This window comes from Paenibacillus sp. GYB004, from assembly GCF_036577605.1.
Classification (GTDB): Bacteria; Bacillota; Bacilli; order Paenibacillales; family NBRC-103111; genus Paenibacillus_AB; species Paenibacillus_AB oceani.
Genome location: NZ_JARBDB010000009.1, coordinates 23,441 through 41,968, shown reverse-complemented (window position 1 = coordinate 41,968; position 18,528 = coordinate 23,441). Strand labels below are relative to the sequence as shown.

At 58.1% G+C, this 18,528-nt stretch carries 13 protein-coding genes; 3 read left to right on the top strand and 10 right to left on the bottom strand.

Going from position 1 to position 18,528, the window contains the following annotated elements; translation table 11 throughout:
• Positions 1–145 precede the first annotated feature (145 nt).
• From PV433_RS05760 to PV433_RS05750, 3 genes are all read right to left on the bottom strand, one after another.
• The gene (locus PV433_RS05760; RefSeq protein ID WP_332071229.1) at positions 146–1,810 is read right to left on the bottom strand and encodes an extracellular solute-binding protein; all 1,665 of its coding nucleotides are present in this window, start codon (positions 1,808–1,810) and stop codon (positions 146–148) included.
• A gap of 183 nt (positions 1,811–1,993) precedes the next feature.
• Complete coding sequence (locus tag PV433_RS05755; RefSeq protein ID WP_332071228.1) at positions 1,994–3,337, bottom strand: ABC transporter substrate-binding protein; 1,344 nt, start codon at positions 3,335–3,337, stop codon at positions 1,994–1,996.
• A 20-nt stretch (positions 3,338–3,357) separates the two neighbouring features.
• Positions 3,358–5,190 (bottom strand): right-handed parallel beta-helix repeat-containing protein, encoded by a 1,833-nt coding sequence (locus PV433_RS05750; protein WP_332071227.1) that lies wholly within the window; start codon positions 5,188–5,190, stop codon positions 3,358–3,360.
• A 371-nt stretch (positions 5,191–5,561) separates the two neighbouring features.
• Here PV433_RS05750 and PV433_RS05745 point away from each other — a divergent pair, with 371 nt between their 5' ends.
• The 3 genes from PV433_RS05745 to PV433_RS05735 all read left to right on the top strand — a co-directional run bounded on the left by PV433_RS05745 (position 5,562) and on the right by PV433_RS05735 (position 7,649).
• A complete protein-coding gene (locus PV433_RS05745; protein WP_332071226.1) occupies positions 5,562–6,092 on the top strand; it encodes a GNAT family N-acetyltransferase in 531 nt (176 codons plus the stop codon).
• Between the two features lie 118 nt (positions 6,093–6,210).
• Positions 6,211–6,840: a pyridoxamine 5'-phosphate oxidase family protein gene (locus PV433_RS05740; RefSeq protein WP_332071225.1), complete on the top strand. Its 630-nt coding sequence runs from the start codon at positions 6,211–6,213 to the stop codon at positions 6,838–6,840.
• A gap of 107 nt (positions 6,841–6,947) precedes the next feature.
• Positions 6,948–7,649, top strand: coding sequence for a nucleotidyltransferase domain-containing protein (locus PV433_RS05735; RefSeq protein ID WP_332071224.1), 702 nt, complete (start codon positions 6,948–6,950; stop codon positions 7,647–7,649).
• A gap of 518 nt (positions 7,650–8,167) precedes the next feature.
• On the opposite strand, the gene PV433_RS05730 is transcribed toward PV433_RS05735, so the two are convergent.
• From PV433_RS05730 to hepB, 7 genes are all read right to left on the bottom strand, one after another.
• Positions 8,168–9,694, bottom strand: coding sequence for an MATE family efflux transporter (locus PV433_RS05730; protein WP_332071223.1), 1,527 nt, complete (start codon positions 9,692–9,694; stop codon positions 8,168–8,170).
• A gap of 231 nt (positions 9,695–9,925) precedes the next feature.
• A complete protein-coding gene (locus PV433_RS05725; RefSeq protein WP_332071222.1) occupies positions 9,926–11,293 on the bottom strand; it encodes an extracellular solute-binding protein in 1,368 nt (455 codons plus the stop codon).
• Positions 11,294–11,320: 27 nt separating this feature from the next.
• Complete coding sequence (locus PV433_RS05720; protein ID WP_332071221.1) at positions 11,321–12,712, bottom strand: sulfatase family protein; 1,392 nt, start codon at positions 12,710–12,712, stop codon at positions 11,321–11,323.
• A 34-nt stretch (positions 12,713–12,746) separates the two neighbouring features.
• Complete coding sequence (locus tag PV433_RS05715) at positions 12,747–14,258, bottom strand: hypothetical protein (protein ID WP_332071220.1); 1,512 nt, start codon at positions 14,256–14,258, stop codon at positions 12,747–12,749.
• Positions 14,259–14,294: 36 nt separating this feature from the next.
• Positions 14,295–15,014 (bottom strand): heparinase II/III domain-containing protein, encoded by a 720-nt coding sequence (locus tag PV433_RS05710; RefSeq protein ID WP_332071219.1) that lies wholly within the window; start codon positions 15,012–15,014, stop codon positions 14,295–14,297.
• Entirely contained in the window at positions 14,932–16,188 is a 1,257-nt protein-coding gene (locus PV433_RS05705) for a hypothetical protein (protein WP_332071218.1), read from the bottom strand. The genes PV433_RS05710 and PV433_RS05705 overlap by 83 nt, the downstream gene beginning before the upstream one ends.
• A 21-nt stretch (positions 16,189–16,209) precedes the next feature.
• Positions 16,210–18,483 carry a heparin/heparin-sulfate lyase HepB gene (gene hepB / locus PV433_RS05700; protein ID WP_332071217.1) on the bottom strand — a complete coding sequence of 758 codons (2,274 nt, stop codon included), beginning with the start codon at positions 18,481–18,483 and terminating at the stop codon, positions 16,210–16,212.
• Positions 18,484–18,528: the final 45 nt, after the last annotated feature.

Below are 18,528 nucleotides of genomic sequence, written 5' to 3'. Positions count from 1 at the left end.
CTGCATGCCGGGACTTATTGTTGCCCGTGCCGGCGCCATTTTCGTTGCGGAAGATGCAGACCGCTTCCGGCCCTCACAGAAGCCGCAGCGCAGTCGCAGGTGTAGCCGGCCCGGCAGGGCAGGGCAAGCAAGACCCGCGGATGGATCAGCGCTGTTGCAGTCCCTCTGGAGATGCCGGAGCGTTCACATAAGCCTGATACGCCTCGTTATACAGCAACATGTACGAATCCAGGCCGATCATCTTCAGATGCGAGATGTATTTGTCCCAGTCGGAGAAAGGGAGGTCGCCGGTAATGAACTTCGCCTGCGTGTTGTTGACGTAGGAGTTGATCTCCGTTCCGAGCGTTCCCGGGGAGAAGTTGAACGGATTCCATATTTCCTTAACGGCGTAAGGCTTTACTTTGCGGGCCGCCTCGACCGATTCCGGCAAGCTCTCGGACCCTTTGAACAACTGCTGCCGGACGAAGCCGGGGTAGCTTCCCCCTAGCCAGGTCACATATGGCGTGAGCGCCTGCTCGATCGTAAGACCGTCCTTATTGTCGGTTATGCCAGGCAAGTAGCGCAGCTCGCCGTCTGCCGTCTCCTCGTAGCTCTCCCCCGGAATCCCCATATAAAACAACTTGCTGCCCTCCTCGCTGAACAAATAATCGATCCAGCGTACCGTCGCTTCAGGGTGCTGATTTTTGTTCGTGATCGCAAACGCCCCGACGTGGACAAGCGGCGCTTTCACATGAGAGTACAGCCTGTCCCCGTGCGGGCCGGCCAAAGCCGGGGAACCGACATAACCGCTCTGATTCATCAAGGTGTACGGGCTCGGCATGACCATGGAGCCGTAAAGCCCCTGCGTACCTTTGGCATAAAACTCGCTGCTGCCGATCGTGAAGATATCTTTTTCGATCAGTCCTTCGGCGTACAGCTTGTGCACATACTCCAGCACTTCCTTATACTTCGGGTCTGTCGGGATGAACCGCAGCCGCCCGGTCGCCTCGTCCAAATCGACGAACGGATTGGCCAGCCCCCGGTTGCCGAGTCCCCAGGCCCCCTTTACATGATGAATGAGCACATTGATCCCGAGACCTCCGTACGGAATCTCGTCGGCCGCCCCGTTGCCGTTCAGGTCCGTCTGTTTGACCGCTTTTAAATACGCATACAGCTCCTCGGTCGTCTCCGGCTCCGGCAGGCCGAGCTGCTCCAGCCAGTTGCGGTTCAGCCACAGCGGCGTACCGATCAGCATCGACAAAAAGTCCGGATCGTAGAAGGAAGGGATCGAATAGATATGCCCGTCCGGCATCGTGAGCGACCGGCGCAATTCCGGGTACCGCTCCAGCAAGCTTTTAATATTCGGGGCATACTGTTCGATCAGATCGTCCAGCGCGACGAGCACGCCCTCCTTGCCGTATCGCATCAGCTCGGGTTGGGTTAACCGCGCCGCGTAGAACGCATCCGGATAAGTTCCGGTGGCAAGCGCCAGCCGTCTCTCCTCTCCGATACTTTCGAACGGGGCGAGCCGGAACCGGACGTTCAGGTTCGTTTTCTCGGCGTACCGTTTCCAGAGCAGCACTTCGTTCCAATCGGATGCGCTCGTCGCCGCCTTGCCGGCCAGAAACGTAAGCTCCACCGGCTTGCTTAAGATCGGCATTCCTTCCGGAAGCAGGAGGGGCGGCTCCCCGGCTGTAGCGGCAGGTCCTGCCGGCCCCCGGTTTATCGCTAGAACCGAGCAGACAGCCAGTAGCCCCGCTGCAGCGATCGCCGCCGTCACCTTTAAGCCCCTGCTTCGCTTCATCGCAACCAACCGCTTCAAAATCTCCACCGGCGCCCCTCCTTTCCCGATCCGCATCAACAAGTTCCGTCCCTTAAACCGCTCTTGCATTATACCAAAATGGGAGCGCTCCGGGCAGCCGTTACGAAAGTTTAACAGCAAGCGGGAAAGCGATTTCCCGGCGAAACGTATCCGCAGCAAGCTGGGTCCGTTAGTTTCGCCGGCATTAATCCGTTACTTCGCCTGCTGCAGTTGGTCCTGAATATGTTTGTCCATCAGCTCGTCGTAGCTGCGCAGCGCCGTATTGATGTCCACTTTGTTTTTGACGACTTGGGTCGCCACCTTCGTAATCTCGTTAAACGCTTTGTTCGCATACAGCGTCGAAGGGAATGGTTTGGCCGGAGCCGTCTTGAAGATCGCCTGAACGTTTTTCCCTTTCAAAATATCGAGGTTTTTGCCGAATTCGTCCTGGTACTTCTTATCCCCAAGCACCGACACCCGGCCGTTATGCGCCATATCCAGCTGAACTTCGTCGGAGACGACGGTGCCCACTACCTGCATCGCCGCTTCCTTGTTCTTGCTCGTACTCGGTACGATCATGACGTGCAGGTCGATCTGCGTCCCGACGCCCGGCTTATCCGGCCAGACGGGGTATGTCGCGATATCCCAGTTCGGGAACTGATCCTTGACTTCGGCCAGATTCGGAAGCCAGTTGAGGCCGGCGAGCATCGCGAGCTTGCGGTCTTTGACGAAAGCATTTATGCCGGAGCTGAACGTCTGGATCGTCGAATTGCCGGGAATCTCGTACACGTCTTTGGCCATCTCGATGACTTTCTTCCATTCGTCCGTCTGGCCGAGCGATTTGAACGTTTTCGGATCGACAAGCGGCAGCCCGCGCTGGGAGCCTGCGCGATACACCGAATCCGGCTCGAAGCCGCGGTATTGGATGTCGTCCTCTTTGCGGGTCAGCTTTTTGGCCAGCTCGGTCGCGTCCTGCCACGTCAAACCGTCCTTCGGATAAGCGACTCCGTATTTATCGAAGATGTCCTTGTTGTAATAAAGCGCGTTAAAATGCATCGTGTAAGGGATGCCCATCAAATAATCGTTTTCGCTCGTAATTTTAACCGCCTCGATCGCAGACGGGTTAAACTTGCCGAGCTCGATCTTCTCGGACTTGATCAAGCCGGACAAATCCTGATCCATCTTCAGCCGCTTCAGATCGGGCAGCAGCAGCGAGGTGTGGAAAATAATATCCGGCAGGTCTCCTGCGGCCAGCAGGTTTTCAAACGAATTCGTCTTATCGTCCAGCACGATCCGTTTCACCGTGATGTGCGGATACTTTTTGCTTACCGGCTCTACGATATATCGCTGAATTTCGGCTTCGGTCAAGTACCCTGTCGCCCGCACGCCGATCGTTACCGTTACCGGCTCGGCTTTCTTCGCGGCTTGCTGAGCCGCGCCGTCTCCGTCCTTCGTCTGGCCGCCCGCTTCCGAGCCGCCTCCCGCTCCGCCGCAGGAACTGAGCAGCAGCGCCGTACATAATCCCAGGCTAAGTAAAGATACCGGTTTTTTCAACATAACATCCATTCCCCCGTTAGTTATTGTAAAGTTGCCGTTAAGACGCCCGAAGCGTCGACTGTTACCCGGTAGCAGTCGCCTGTCGGCGAGTAAAGCAGAAGCCGGTCGCCGGAAGTCGGCGAGCTGTTCCGATACGCTCCCGATACGCCTTCCAGCCGGTTGCCGGACGTCTCGATATGCTGGCTGGTCGCGACGATTTGCAGCCCGTACCGGGTCTGGTTGCCGCTATCGGCCTGCCGGACCCGGTTCTCCACGACCGCCCCGTCCGAATTCGCAGTACTGACGATAATCCCGTCGTACCGGTTATGCTCGAGCCGGCCGGCCGCTTCGATCGTATTGTTGCGGATGCCGAACCGGGACGTCTCGCTTAGCGATATCCCGTAATACCCGCAGACGGACACATCGTTGCCGCCGATTGTCACATTCCGGCACTTCGCCGACTCGATGCCGTTCACCGCAATGTTCCCGATCCGGTTGCCTTCCACCTGGGCATCCGTCGTATTCTCGAGATGGATGCCTCTGCGTGCGTTATTCACGATATTCCCCTCGATGCGGACCAAGCGGCACCACGAAGTCGCGATCCCGTGCTTGTTCACGCCTGCGTCGCGCACCGTGTTATGAAGGATGGACACTTCATCGACCCGGGCCTGCTCGTGCCCGTAGCATACGATCCCGCCGTACGTCTCCGCGCCGGAAACCGTGTTGTTCACGATCCGGATGCCCCGCCCGGCCTGAGGGGTGCCCCGTTGAACGCCGTTCTTGTCCTTGGTCGATTCGCTGTTAGGGGAAGGCGTACTGACCGTAATCCCGCCTCCGCAGTTCAGAATCGTGTTGCCGTCGACCAGGCAATCGTTCCACTTGAACAGCCGGATCGCCCAGTAGGACAAGCCTTCGAACGTATTCTCCAGGATTTTGATATTGCCTGACCACACGTCGTGAATCGCTCCATGCGTCCCGACTCCCCCCGCCCAGGCGGTCGTGCCCGGGGTGCCGCTCGCGCCGAAATAACAGCCCCGCACCGTAATGTTCCGGCACGGCGTGCCGTCATGCTTGCCGAAGCCTCCAAAGCTGAGCGGAGTCGGCACGTCAATCTGAATCGCTTCGGAGTAATAACGCGATCCGTCTTCGGCGTTTCTGAAGCCGAGGAACCGGCAATGCTCGATCAGCACGTCGCGGCTCGCATTGATTTCGATCGCATGGGCCCATACGACGTCCTTGATCGTCACGTCCCGGACCGTTATACCGCGGGCATGTCCGAAGTTGAACCCGTTGTACGCGTCAGGATACTGCAAAATATTGCCGTCCCATATCCCGCCTTCGATCCTAATATTCCCGTGCCCTTCGTATCCGTCGTATTGGGTTCCCCCATCGCCGTTCAGCAGGAAGCTGTCGTTGTGGCAGCGCAGCAGAACGGCACCGGGGTGGACGATCAGGCTCGTGTTGCGGTAAATGCGGAGCATCCGGCCCAGCTTGTACGTGCCGCGCGGGATATACAGAACAGCTGCGCCATCCGCCACAGCCCGGTTCAAGAGCTGCTGGAACGCATCGGCATCGTCCGCGAGCCCGTCGCCTTTCGCCCCGTGCTCGTACACGTTGTGCCAATCCACATGTCCCTTATGTCCGGCGTGCCCGTTGCCGCCGGGGCCATGCCCGCCCCCGCCGTAGACGTGGCCGCTAACCTGCGCATTCTCTGCGTAGGTGCGGTTCCCCCCCAGCACCGCATGAGCGGTCAGCGATACGCCGGCTGCGCCTAGCGCGGCGAGTACGGCCCTCCGGCTTACCGACCGCTCCTTGTCTCCAGGATCGGTATGTGTGGGCGAAGACGGAATTCCTTCCTTTCTGTCGTTCTCCATGTGAGCCCCTCCTTCATTTGCGATGATTGGAAGTTACGCTCTCATCGTAATCGGGCCGGGGGGAACCGGCCATTCACACCTTTCAAGATTCCGTGCAGATGCCGGGGCAATCGTAACGATTGCACAAAATCATAACAGATGACAGTCGGCGCGGTCGGCGTGCGATCCCTTTCAGATAAACATTCGAGCGCAATAAACAAGCATTGATGACGGACGCGGCTGTTGCAAACTTGTATGTGTCGGTTCATACTGGGAAAAGGTGGATTTTTCGTGGGAAGGGTGGGCCGGGTTGCGGCGTTCAAAGAAAACAACTATTGAATAATCGGCTCTGGGGTGCTAGTATGGATCAAATTTCAAGAAGAGGTGATTCCATGCAGCCGTCCGTTACGCTGGTAAAGCCAACTGCCGAATACGAGAAGCGTTATAACGAGTTTTACGAGGATTGGGTCCGGAGCGGAGAAGACATCGTCCCGTGGGTGGTCGAGAAAGATCCGTCGGATTTTGCAGCGATGCTCGAATTTCTGTACTCCCAAGATTCCGAGGAGAAGCTGACGGAGGAGGGTTGGGTTCCCCATTCGACCTACTGGCTGCTGAATGAGGAGCAGGAGCTCGTGGGAGCGGTCAATATCCGGCATCGGCTGAACCCGAAGCTTCTGCGGAGCGGAGGTCACATCGGATACGGCATACGCCCTTCCCGGAGGAGAAAAGGGTACGCCACGGCTCTTCTATCGCTGGCTCTGCTCAAAACGAAAGAGCTCGGAGTGGACCAAGCCCTCGTCGTGTGCGACCGGGATAACGCCGGTTCGGAAAGGACGATTCTCAAAAACGGCGGAGTATTCGAATCCGAACATGTCGAGGAAAACGGGAATATGGTCAAACGGTTTTGGATCTCCCTGCGCTAGCTGGTCAGAGTCAGTAAAGGTTGGCGTAAAGGGGCAGCTTTTTGCAAGCAGAAAAGCAGAGAAGCAGAAAGGTGCGGCTGCGCTTGAAACTTCAGCTTTACTTTAGAAAAAGAAAGAGGTGCATCCCGTGAACTATACCCGTATCGTATCCAGCGAAGAGGAGCTTCGCTCGATCATCGGCTTCCCCAGCGAGCTCGTCGACCGCAAAGTGATCGCCAGCATCGACTCGCATTGCCGGGATTTTATTAGCCGCTCTCCCTTTCTGGTCCTCTCGACCTCAGACGCCTCCGGCTGCTGCGACGTATCGCCGCGCGGCGACGCCCCCGGCTTCGTTCAAGTGCTTGACGACAAACGGCTGATCATACCGGAGAGGCCGGGCAACCGCCGAATCGACTCCATGCGCAATTTGCTGTCCAATCCCCGGGCGGGGTTGATCTTTTTTATTCCCGGAATGGGAGAAACGCTGCGGATTAACGGACGCGCCTGCATCATACGGGACGAGGACCTGCTCGAACCGATGGCCGTAAACGGGAAACGGCCGTTGCTAGGTATCGCGGTAGAAGCGGAGGAATGCTTCCTGCATTGTGCCAAAGCGATGAAGCGGTCCCGGCTGTGGGAGCCGGAATCCTGGTCCGGGCTGCTGCCGTCCGCCTCCAAAATCCTCGCCGACCACGCCAAGCTTCCGGGAGTTACCGCCGCACAAATCGAGGAGCGGCTGCGGGAAGGTTATGCGCAGCGTCTGTACTAGGCGCTGCTTTTCCACCAGCAATCTGTCCGCACAAGCGGCCGGCTGCCTAATTGCGGCAATATCGAAGTGCATCGGAAAACTCTTCAACTGGGTGGGTGATGCAACGAATGGATACTCGCTATAAACCTCTGACGGATTACGTCGTCCGACGCTTCCACAATCATCTCGGCCCCCGCCTGCAATCTATTTATATCAAAGGCTCGGTTGCGAGAGGAGACGCAGTATGGGGCGTATCCGATATCGACTTGGTCCTCGCCTTCGAGCGGCCCGACAAGCGGGATAACGAACTCAAACGCGAAGTCGAATCGGCAGCGAAAGATATGCCGGGCGGCAATGGTCTGGTCATCCAACGAATCGGCGACGACCGCCTGCAACAGATGGGCGAAGGGATTCGGGCGTATTGGCTCTATTCATCCCGTTACGACGCTGAAGTCGTATACGGAGCCAGACCGGACGAATTTCTCCCCGAACCGCCGCGGGGAGAACAACTGGTAAAGTTAATCTCACCTATGATCCGGAAGGACGGCGAGGTCCGCCTCAACCAATCCACCTTGCAGCGTCACGAAAGCCGGCACTTGGCCAAACGACTGTTGGAAGGACTCGCGTTGACTGCTATAGCAGCAGGAACACATACCTATGTCGCGCCACTCGATGTATCCGGACTAACCGCCTTCCCCGAATCAATCCGCAATCATGTCCTTGCAGTAACCGCCATCTACAAAGAAGCTCCGGTTATGACCGATCCCCGTCGACTCCATCGGGCTTGGATGGAGTCATGGGACTACATCGAACTAAGCCGGATGGTTTGAACGTTTCGCCAGTGTTTGGGAGATGAGACAGGGCCGTTGAGGACGCACACAATGCTTACGAACCCAGTAATCCTTATTTAGTCAAAATACAACGATTTGCAGTGGTTACGAACTACAGAGTCGTTATTTCCTGCATATGCGCTCATCACCGTCTAAATACCACTACATAAGATAGCTGGAGTTCGTTAGATTAGAAAAACAGCCTTTTCGCGGAAATAAGAGTGGTACGGTTCGTTAAAACCCTGCTCAGCCAGCACGTTATATCGCACGACGTCTTTCGTCTTCTGTAAAGCTATGTTTGCATAATTAAATCAAAAGGCAGCCCAGAGCCACCACGCTCTTGGACTGCCTTCGCCTTGCTTAGCCTTGCTTTGCCTTACCTTGCTTTGCCTTACCTTGCTTTGCCTTACCTTGCTTTGCCTTACCTTGCTTTGCCTTACCTTGCTTTGCCTCGCTTAGCTTATCTTAGCTTTGCTCTGCTTCTTCCCCCATATCGCCAGCTCCCGCACCAACCCCCGTCACACCCGGACCGTCTTCCAGGCTCCCTTCTTGAAGCGCCGGAAGATCAGCACCGAACGCACGAACTGGTCCGCCGCCGCCGCAAGCCAGATGCCGTACAGATCCATCTTGAAGCCGTACACGAACAGCAGGCTGAGCGCCACCCGGAACCCCCATACGCCGATAAACGTCGAATACAACGGGTACCTCGTATCACCCGCCCCGCGTAGGGCGCCGCCGAGGATGAACTGCGTCGCCTGGGACACCTGCATAAAGCCCATGATCCGGATCGCCAGCGCGCCCTTCTCGATAATCTCCGGCTCCGTCGTATACAGCAGCATAATTTGCGGAGCGAACAGGATAAACCCGACTCCGATCCCTCCGGCGACGTACATGCCGATCTTGCGCACCTGCCAGCCGTACCGCTCCGCCAGATCCGGAAGGCTCGCGCCGAGCGCCTGGCCGACCAAGGTAGAGGCAGCGATCGAGAACGCCATGCCCGGCATGAACGTCAGGCCGAATATGCTGAAGGCGATCTGGGTCGCCGCCACCGCCATCGTCCCGAGACTCGCCGCCACCTTGACGAAAATCAGCATGCCCAGTCGCATAATGATTTGCTCTAGTGCGGAAGGCAAGCCGATTTTGCAGATGCGGGCGATCATCTCCTTATCGAGCCGGAACAGATGGCGAAGCGACAGCCGGACCTTGTATTTGCCGCTGAACATAACGCCCGTCACCCAAACCATCGAGACGAACTGCGAGGTGATCGTGGCGATCCCCGCTCCGGTAATGCCCAGGCCGGCAAAGCTCCCCAGCCCGTAAATTAGCGGAAACCCGATCAGAACGACCAGTATGTTCGCAAACACGTTGATCTTCATCGGCGTCCGCGTATCTCCCGCCCCGCGCAGCGTAGCGGTCAGCGACATCGAGATCGTCGTAAAACCGATGGAGAGAAATACGATCTTCGCATAGGTCAAGCCGTGCTCGACCACTTCCTCGGAGCCCCCCATCATCCGGAGCAGTTCCCCCGCGAACATATAACTGAAGGCGATCGTGATCACCGACAGGACGATATTCAGCAAAAACGCCTGACCTGCCGCCCGGTTCGCCTCCTCCACCTTACCCGCCCCGATCGAGCGGGCTACGATGACTGTCGTCCCTACGTTTAACGTCATAAATAACGCCAGCAAAAGAAAAAAGGGCTGGTTGGTCAAGCCAACCGTAGCCACCGCTTCGGGACTTAACCTCCCGACCATAATCATACTCAGCATCTGCGTAAAGTTCGTCAGCAACATCTCGACCAGCGACGGACCGGCCAGCCGGAAGATCGACTGACGCACCGCCTTCGGATCGTCCGGGTCGACGAGAAATCCGTCCGCCGCCTTCTGCGCTTCCGCTCCCGCATCCGCATCCGGCGAGCCGCCGGGCGTCTCCGGCGCATCGGGCCGGCTTGCCGAATCCGTATCCGCAGCTACGGCCGATTCAGCCTCCGCCCCGTGCGCCGCCGCTGGCTGCCCTTGCCGCTGACGCTCGGTTTCCGTGCTCATTTCTAGACACCTTCGTTTCGCTGTGATAGGATCGATTTTCTCCATCATACCACAGATAGACGTCAGCAGACCGGACCAAAATGAATTTGGGTGAAGCGGACACACCCCGTCTGCGGGTTCGGCAACCGCTAACCAAGACTGCCAAAACGGCAATCCTGACGGCGGTCATTCCGAACCGGCTCATCCGGGATAAGGCTTACTTCACCCAAAGGAAGCGTTTACATTATTAAGCTATTGTTTCTTTTTGGCCTGCTCCGCGGCAATATCTTTGCTTAGCAGCTCGGTAGCGTCGCGGATCGCCGAGACATTGTCCTTGCGGTCGCGCCCGATGTCGCCGAAAGCTTCGTTAAGCCGTTTCCAGGCCAGATCGTTGTATTCGGTAAGCGGAGCGGGCGCCGCATATTTCGGAGGGAAGATCGCGTTGATATTTTTCCCGTTGTACTTCGGCAAATCTTGGGCAAATGTCTTCTTGATCTCCGGATTTTTCAGGGCGGTTTCGATGCCTTGCTTGGACCGGATCGTCTGGAACTCGTCGGAGGTCAGCGCCTGAATGACATCCATCGCGTCGTCCTTGTATTTGCTCGTCTTGCTGATATAGATATAGCCCGGGAACGCTTGCGGACCAACGGCTCCCAGTTCCTTGAAATAAGGCAGCGCCGCGTAATCCCAGTTCAGGTCTTCGGGAAAATTGACCGCCGAGCTGGAGAAGTGCGACCACATCGCCAGCGTTTTGTCAACGGAGAACAGTCTGGACTGTCCGGTCGAGGCGAAGAAGTTCCCTTCCAGCGGCTTGCCGTTAGGCGGCGGGATGATCCGGTAAAACCGTTTCAGATTGTCCAGAAAGGTCATCATTTTCGGGTCGTCCAGCGCCGGCTTGAGCGTTTTCGGATCGATGAACGGAGCGGAGAACTGGTTGGTCTTCGAGAGATGCTCCGGCGAAGCCAGCAGGCCGTAATATTGGATACCCCCGTCGCTGCGGGTGACCTGCTTGGCCAATTCGTATATCTCGTCCCAGGTCATGCCGTCTTTTGGATACGGGGCCCCGAATTTATCGAAGATGTCTTTGTTGTACATAAGGACGGGGGACGTGTTGGACAACGGCAGTCCGTATATGCCGCCGCCTGCGATTTCGCGCTGCTGGTCGATCGTAAACGGCTCGAAGCGGTTCAAATCGACATTTTTCTTTTTGATCAGCTCGGAGATGTCGTAGTTAAACCCGTTGCGGATTAAATTCAGATGCGTATGGCCGATGGAGAAGATGAAAATATCGAATTGCTGTCCGGCGGATAACAGCCCGTCCATCGACTTCGTTGCCGGAACCGGAACGAATTTCGGCGTGATGTGCGGGTATTTCTGCCGTATATAATTGCCGTAATGGTTCATAAAATCTTCTTCTTTCCAGTCGGCGTTGCCGGTCTGGTAAAAGATAAGCTCGATCGGTTCTTTCTTGGAGGAGGCCGACCCCGGCCCCTCGCCCGCTCCTGCACCCTCCTGCTTGTCTCCGCCTCCGGCCCCTCCGGCGCACCCGGCCAGCAGGCCGGCCGCCACTACGGCCGCCGAGACGATTTTCCCCGGCGTTCGAATCCACTTGTTGTCCATACGTATCCCCCTTGTCATGTCGATGATTTATGGATAAGGCGTATCCTCCGCTTCAAGCTGCTTGAGCTGAAGCTCCCCGGTCAATTGTCGGACCGTATCCGCATAGGCGGGATCGGAATACACGTTATTCATCTCGCTGCTGTCCTTGCGCAAATCGAACAGTTCCCATTCCGGCGTCTTCGGGTCGTCGATCGCATCGGTCGCCCCCAGCGCATCCGCATAATAATAAATCAGCTTGTAATCATGCGTGCGCAAGCCGTAATGGGCGTACACTCCGTGCTCGCTCAGGTGCATCCAATACCGGTAATACATCGAGGTGCGCCACCCGTCCGGAACTTCGCTGCGCATTAGCAGCCGCAGGCTTTTGCCCTGCATCGATCCGGGAACGGGAATGCCGGCATAGTCCAGAAACGTCGGGGCAAAGTCGATATTCAGCGCCATCGCCTCCTGCACGCGGCCGGCCCGGATTTCTTTCGGGTATCGGACAATAAACGGCATCCGCAGCGATTCCTCGTACATGAAGCGTTTGTCGAACCAGCCGTGGTCGCCTAAAAAGAAGCCTTGATCAGACGTATACACGACGATCGTGTCGTCCGCGATCCCTTGTTCGTCCAGCATGTCGAGCAGGCGTCCGACGTTGTCGTCGATCGAGGCGACGCACCGCAAATAATCTTTAATGTAGCGCTGGTATTTCCAGCTTTTCAGTTCCTTCTCCGTCAAGCCTTCAGGCGGATCGAGCTTCAAATCCCGCTTGTTCAGATCCCGGTCGATTCGCATAATCGCCGCTTCCGCGGCGGCCGCCCGCCCCGAATAATCGTCGTCGAACGTCGGAGGCTCCGGAATCGTCTCGTCCTCGTACAGATGAGCGTGCTTTTGATCCGGAATCCAAGGCCGGTGCGGCGCTTTATGGTGGCACATCAGGAAAAACGGCCGGGTCCGGTCCCGCCCCTCGATCCACTCGATCGAACGGTCCGTAATGATGTCGGTCACATAGCCCTCGTAGCGGCGCTGCTCCCCCATCTCGATAAACTCCGGATCGTAATAGTCGCCTTGACCGGGCAGCACGTTCCAATAATCGAAGCCGGTCGGATCGCTGTCGCCGCCGTGCCCGAGGTGCCATTTGCCGATAATCGCGGTCTGGTATCCCTCCTGCTGAAGCAGCTTGGATACGGTCGTCTGGCGGCCGTCGAAACGGTCACCGAGCGTCTTGACCCCGTTCAGGTGATTGTACACGCCGGTCAAAATAGCAGCCCGGCTCGGGGCGCATATCGAGTTCGTGCAGAAGCAGTTGTCGTAGCGAATCCCTTCGTCTGCGATCCGGTCCAGGTTCGGGGTCCGGTTTATCCGGCTGCCGTAGCAGCTCATCGCATGCGCCGCATGGTCATCGCTCATGATGAAAAGTATGTTCGGTCGGTTCATCGCTTTGTCCCTCTCCTCCTTCCGGCCATCCGGCTCAGGCAAGCGCGTAAATCGGCGAGATCCAGGCGCATTGTCCGTTCATTTGCCGAATCTCCGCATGGTACACGTCGCATTCGGATTCGACGGCGGTATCCGTCCAAGCTTCCGCTATCGTATAAGCGTGCTGCGGAACGGCCCGGTGCAGGACGATCGCCTCGGAATTGTACGCTTGCAGATGACGGGTCACGTTGCCGCCCAGCAGCTCCCCCACCGTGGCCGACAGCTCGGCGCCGTTCAGCCGGACGTTAATCTCGGTGCTCTCATCGCCTTCCACTTCCAAAATAAGCGCAGCCGTATGCGGGTGCAGCGTCGTCGGGTTTTTGAACGTCGTGCAGCTCCACTCCACCGAACGGTCCGACTGGCCGAGGAGCCGGTTGCCAAGCGCATTCATCGTCGGATCGTCCTTCATCTCGGGAGAAGGCGCCAGCACGCTTCGGCCGCGGAAGCAAGTTTCCACGGAAGCCAGCTTGCCGTGGCGGATGTCTGCGGTGCCGTTCCAGGCAAACCCGTTTTTGGCGTTGCCCCAGCCCATCTCGACTCTCACTTTGTATACGCCGGCCTTCTCCGAACCTTCGCGGATACCTGCAACTGAAAGCCTATCGCCGTTGATCACTTTCCACGGCTGCAAATTTTTATACACGACCACTTTATCGATCCGGTCGCATGCGCTAACGCGCAGCTCCACGTTTCGCTCGCTCGCCGCCTGCACCTCGCTGCCCATCGGCATCCCGTTCAACGTGAAGCTGCATTGGATCTTGTCGCCGGTTACCGCATAGGTGCGCCGGGCAAGGATCGCCTCCCAGATCGCTTCCCGCGTCTTGGAGTCGGCCATTACGGCTAACCGTCCGTCGCCATACGAGCCCGGGTACCCGGCGTGGTGATCGGTCGAGCCGACGAAGCCGAGCCGGTGCTTGCGCGCCAGCGCGCCGTAGACGCTGCTGCGGGAATCCCTCGGTCCCATGTCGTGATAATACGGGTACAAGCTCTGGTCGGACATGCCGCAGCCGTGCTTGGAATACACCTCGACGATCGGGCTGATCGCGGCGTTGAAGCTGTCCCAGTTGCCTCCGCGGTAGCCGGGTGTGTAGCCGACATGATGCGGAACCGCGATAACCCGGCGCGGCGCCAGCTTCGCGACGATATCCGCCGGCGATTCGCCTTCCACGATCGGAAGCTCGTCGTCCGGGGTGAGAAAATGATGGTCCCCGTACCGGCTCGAATGCGCCTCGTAGCCCTGGAAGGTGACGAATTCGCCCGGCACGTTGAACCGGTTTACCGTATCGATCACGTAGTCCCAATGTCCGCGCAGCTTGGCGAACCCTTCCTTATGAAAATCGACCAAATATTCGAGCCCCTCGGTACGCTCCGGTATGTCGAACCACGAAGCGTGGCCGATAATCGCGCAAAAGTCGAGCTGGCCTTTGGCCGCCAGCAGCGCATTCTCAAGTCCTCCGAAGCCGTAGCTGATCCCGCAATGATTATGTAAATCTCCCCAGTATAAAGGCATGTTCAAGTTCCTCTCCAGTTGGTATGGTCGAAGATGCTAAGGTTGTGTAAACCGGATGAGATGCGATCCGGACCGCTTCGGTCGCACGGGCGTCAACACGATCCGGTACAAGCAATCGCCCCACGAGTTCCGCAGCTTTTTATCTTCCAGCACGATCGTATCGACGCTAGCTTCGAATTGTCCGGCCTCGTAATCCATCCGAAGCGCCGCCAATCCCCCGCGGCTCAGCAGCACGACCCCTTCCGTTCCGGTATCCGGCAAACAGCAAGTCATGAAGTTCAAGGCGAAGCCGGCCTCTTCGGGCTTGCCGAACGAATAACTTTCCTCCAACTCCACCGCGCTTCGGGGGTGCCGGACCATCCGGCACGTGCGCACCCACGAGACGATACCGGCTTCTGGCTCATAGGCAGGCGCAATATTCAAAGTTAACTGTGTAACCCCGTCCCCCGCCGAATAACTCGCTTCCGCCGCACGGTAACGGGAACCGTTGCGCTGCATATGTCCGTTTATAGTCGGAACGCTGTGATAGCCGGACTGCATCGTCCATATTTCGTAACGGCGGTCGCTGAACGTTTTGGCCGAATATTCCTCCACCCCGGCATCGATCAGCACCGGCTGCCCGTCCGCATATACGACAAAATGCCCGACATCGTTATGATTGTGGCTTTCCTCGTTATGACCGCCCTTCATCGCGGCGTACAATCCGCGGTCCGGCGCTTCCGTCTCCCGCGCGGCCATGACCTGAATGCCGTCCATCCAGATGTCGCGGCGGAACGTCAGCGGCCGGGAATTGCTCTCGACCGTCCGGTAATGGAACAGAGCCGGCAGCACACGCAGAAGCGACAGAAACTTCATGTTTTTCCAGCCGCGCACCCCGAGCATCCGATGAAACGCGCCCGAGCGCCTTCATATTCCCGTCCCCGATCCGTTCGCCATACCGGTAGACGAGATCCGGCTCGATCGTAATCCGGTGCGGACCGTCGGCGAAGTTCAGGAAATAGTTGCCGTGAATATTCACGTTATAGATATACTGGCCGATCCGCCGGATCAACGGCTCCCCGTATACGTCGAACCGCCCGTCCGTAGCCGCATGGAGCAGTTCCAGAAAATCGAACAACGAGCCGCCCGCTTTGTTCCAGTAGCCGGGTCCTTCGTCACAGCCGCCGTCGGCGGGATACGCCGCCAGGAACCGGTCGATGCCGGTCATCGCCTTGCGCACGGCGGCAAGCCGCCTGTCTTCGTCCTCCTCTGCGAGCAGAAACGCGCTCAGACAGTTGGAGGTGCACCACGGCGTCCAGTTGTTCAGCCGTTTCTCGCGTTTCCCGAGCCCCATCCACCACAAATCGTCGCGGTTCAGATAAGGATCGAGAATGCGGCGGCGCAGCTCGGAGGCGATCCGCCGGCTGACGAGCGGATTCCGTTCATCCAGAGCCGGCTTCAGCAAATAGTGCAGCCATGCGAATAGATTGCCGGTCTCGGCGGCGAACAGATCGATGCCCGGCTCGCTCTCCGCGTCCGGCAAGCCCGGATAGCTGCGCTGGGACTGCCGGTTGTGCGCGGAGATGACCCAGCTCGTCTCCTCGGCGATCAGCCAGATCCCGTCGATCAGGTCGTTCAGAAAGCGTCCTGCGTTCTCCACGCATTCAGCCAGCGCCAGGCTCGTTACCGCCCTTCTCCGCAGATGGTACCGTTCATCATAGCGGGTGCGGTTGCCGTTATTCAAAAACTCCATATACATCGAAGCGGTGAGCAGCGGCCACTGGAAATTCAAATACCGTTCTCCCTCCGCCACCACCGACTGCCGCAGCTCCGCCGGAAGCGACTCCCAGTCGGCACGCTGCCCGATATCGGGATACGGACGGTACTCCGCTCGGGACAACAGCTCCGCCGCCTGGCCGCCCGTGGAGAACAGCTCGGAAATTGTGATCAACAGCGCTCCTCCTCCTTCTCGTTATCCGCTCAATCCCGGCGGTATAAGCCGGAGGGCTCCGGTCCAGCCCGGCAAATACAGGATGCCGCCTTCCCGGGTCACTTCGCAGACCGTCCGCCTTCCTGACGGCGACGGCGCATGCGAAAGCGAGCTGCTCCCGTCCCCGCCAATCGCGGTCCACAATCCTTCCGCCAGATCGGCGATAACTACGTTCCACGAATGCGGTGCCGCCTCGTCAAGTGGCGGGAGTGACACAGTCAGCTCCTCTTGCAGCCGTTCGCCGCTTCTTGCGAACAACGCGATCCACCTGCCGATTCTCGCCCCGGACAACTGCCCGGCCTCAACCGTTCCTGTTGGAAGCGCTTCGGGAGCGTCGGCATCCTGAACCTGCATCACATTCAAGAAAAAATTCAGCTCGTTAGGCGTGCGCGGGCTGACCTCGATCCGCCATTCGCCCTGCTCCTTCGTCTCCGGGAAGTCGTTGACATAGTTCGTGCCGAACACCCAGAACGATCGGCCGGGGCCGCCGACGGCCGTTATCTCCTGATCGTCCGGAGCGGGCAGCAGCGTATCGTTGACGAGCCGCCCGTTGTATCCGTCCTCGCTCCTGGATAGGATCGTCCGGCTTCGGTCGATCTCAGGCTCCTCGATGCTGTGAAGCAGCCAATACTTTTTGAAGTCCGGATTCGCCGACACGACACGGTCGAAGACGATCAGAGCCGCCGGATGATCCCGGTGTTTCATATTCAAAAACAGAAACGAACGCTGAAACTGCTTCATCTTGTCCGAATAAGCGGAAGTCAGATCGCCTTTCAGGTAAGAGAAGTCCGGCTCCATAGGATCAGGGCCGTAAGCGTGCGCCAGCACCTCGCCGCGCTTGAACTCCTTGTCCTTCAGCAGATCGTCCAGACTAAGCGGCGGACGGCCCTTGTTCGGCCAGCGCTGGCCCCCGTCGTTCACATTCGGCCATACGAGACCTCCGTCCTTGACATATGGAGCCTTTTTCAGCTCATCGGGATCGTATACAAGCACCGTATTATGCGCGATCGTCCGCTTGAAATAATACTTGTTGTGCGGCGAATGGTATTTGCCGGACGACCCTTTGTATATGCCCGAATCGATGGCCAAATAACCTTTGTAGTACAGCTGGAACGCGCCCGCATCCAAATGCTGATGATTGTTGTACTGGTATTCGCCCACCCGCATCTCGCATACGACCGTTCCCGAGCTTCGGTCCATCTCCTCGTCCCAGCCGGTCCGTGCGATCATGATGCCGGCAGGGGAGCCGAAATACCGGGTAAGCGGAAGCTCCTTAAGCGGCTTGGGCCGGACGTCCGGGTTGTAAAACAGAAACGCGTGAAAGACGTACATGTCCGTTATATTCTTAAACTCGCGGAATTGCTGGGCCATAAGGTAGCCGTCCTCGTAATAACTGCCGAGCATCAAGTACAGCAGCGGGAAAAAAGCGATGTACCGGTCCTCCGCATACAACGGGTTGTCGCTGTCCCCGTCCCGCAGCAGCTTGCCGTCCGGCCTGCGCGTGTACAGCCATTGGTAGCCCATGCCGCCCTGCGAGGCGTCATACGGATTGCCCGCCCCCATCCGGTCGAGGACCCAGGTAGCGTATAGTTCGGCCTGCAGCCGGTAGGTCCCGTAGTTATCGCCTTGATGATGCCAGCCGGACGGATAAAAGAAATTGCGCGCCGGAACCATCTCGGCATAAAAGCGGCCTGCGGATACGTCGTACATCTCCGGGTCTTCGTCGTAAATCGCGATTCCGGTGCCGATCAGATCGCGCATCAGCATCCATTCGCTCGTATGGCCGACGATCGCCCCTTCCTTCACGGGCGGATATCCGCACTCGAGCAGCTGCGCCAGCCTGCGGAGATGTCCGGCCATATACCGCCGTTCGTCTTCACTCAGCAGATCCCGGCACCAGTCGTACACGACCGCGGCGGCCAGCATCAGCCGTCCGATCGTCCGGGAGATGTCCTGATACGCCGGATTGAACGTTTTGGCGACGTTTCGCAGCGCCAGCTTCCGGGCGTGCCCGCCCGCTTCGGTGTCGCCGTCCAGTACGTACATAAGCGCGTTCGCTTCCATGAGGTAAGCTTCATCCGGCTTCTCGCAAGACGGAGCCCCGTCGATAGGAACTTGGCTGAACGAAACGAGACGGTCCCATACCTGCTTCATCTCCGGCTTCGATCGTTTCTCCCGCAATCCGGGCACATCCCGGCTTCTCAGCAGCAGGCGCGGATGCTCCGGCGGCGGCGTATGCGGCGGCTTCGGATACATGGCGAAAACCCTCCTTTCAACACACGTTTATTGGGCTCCGGATCA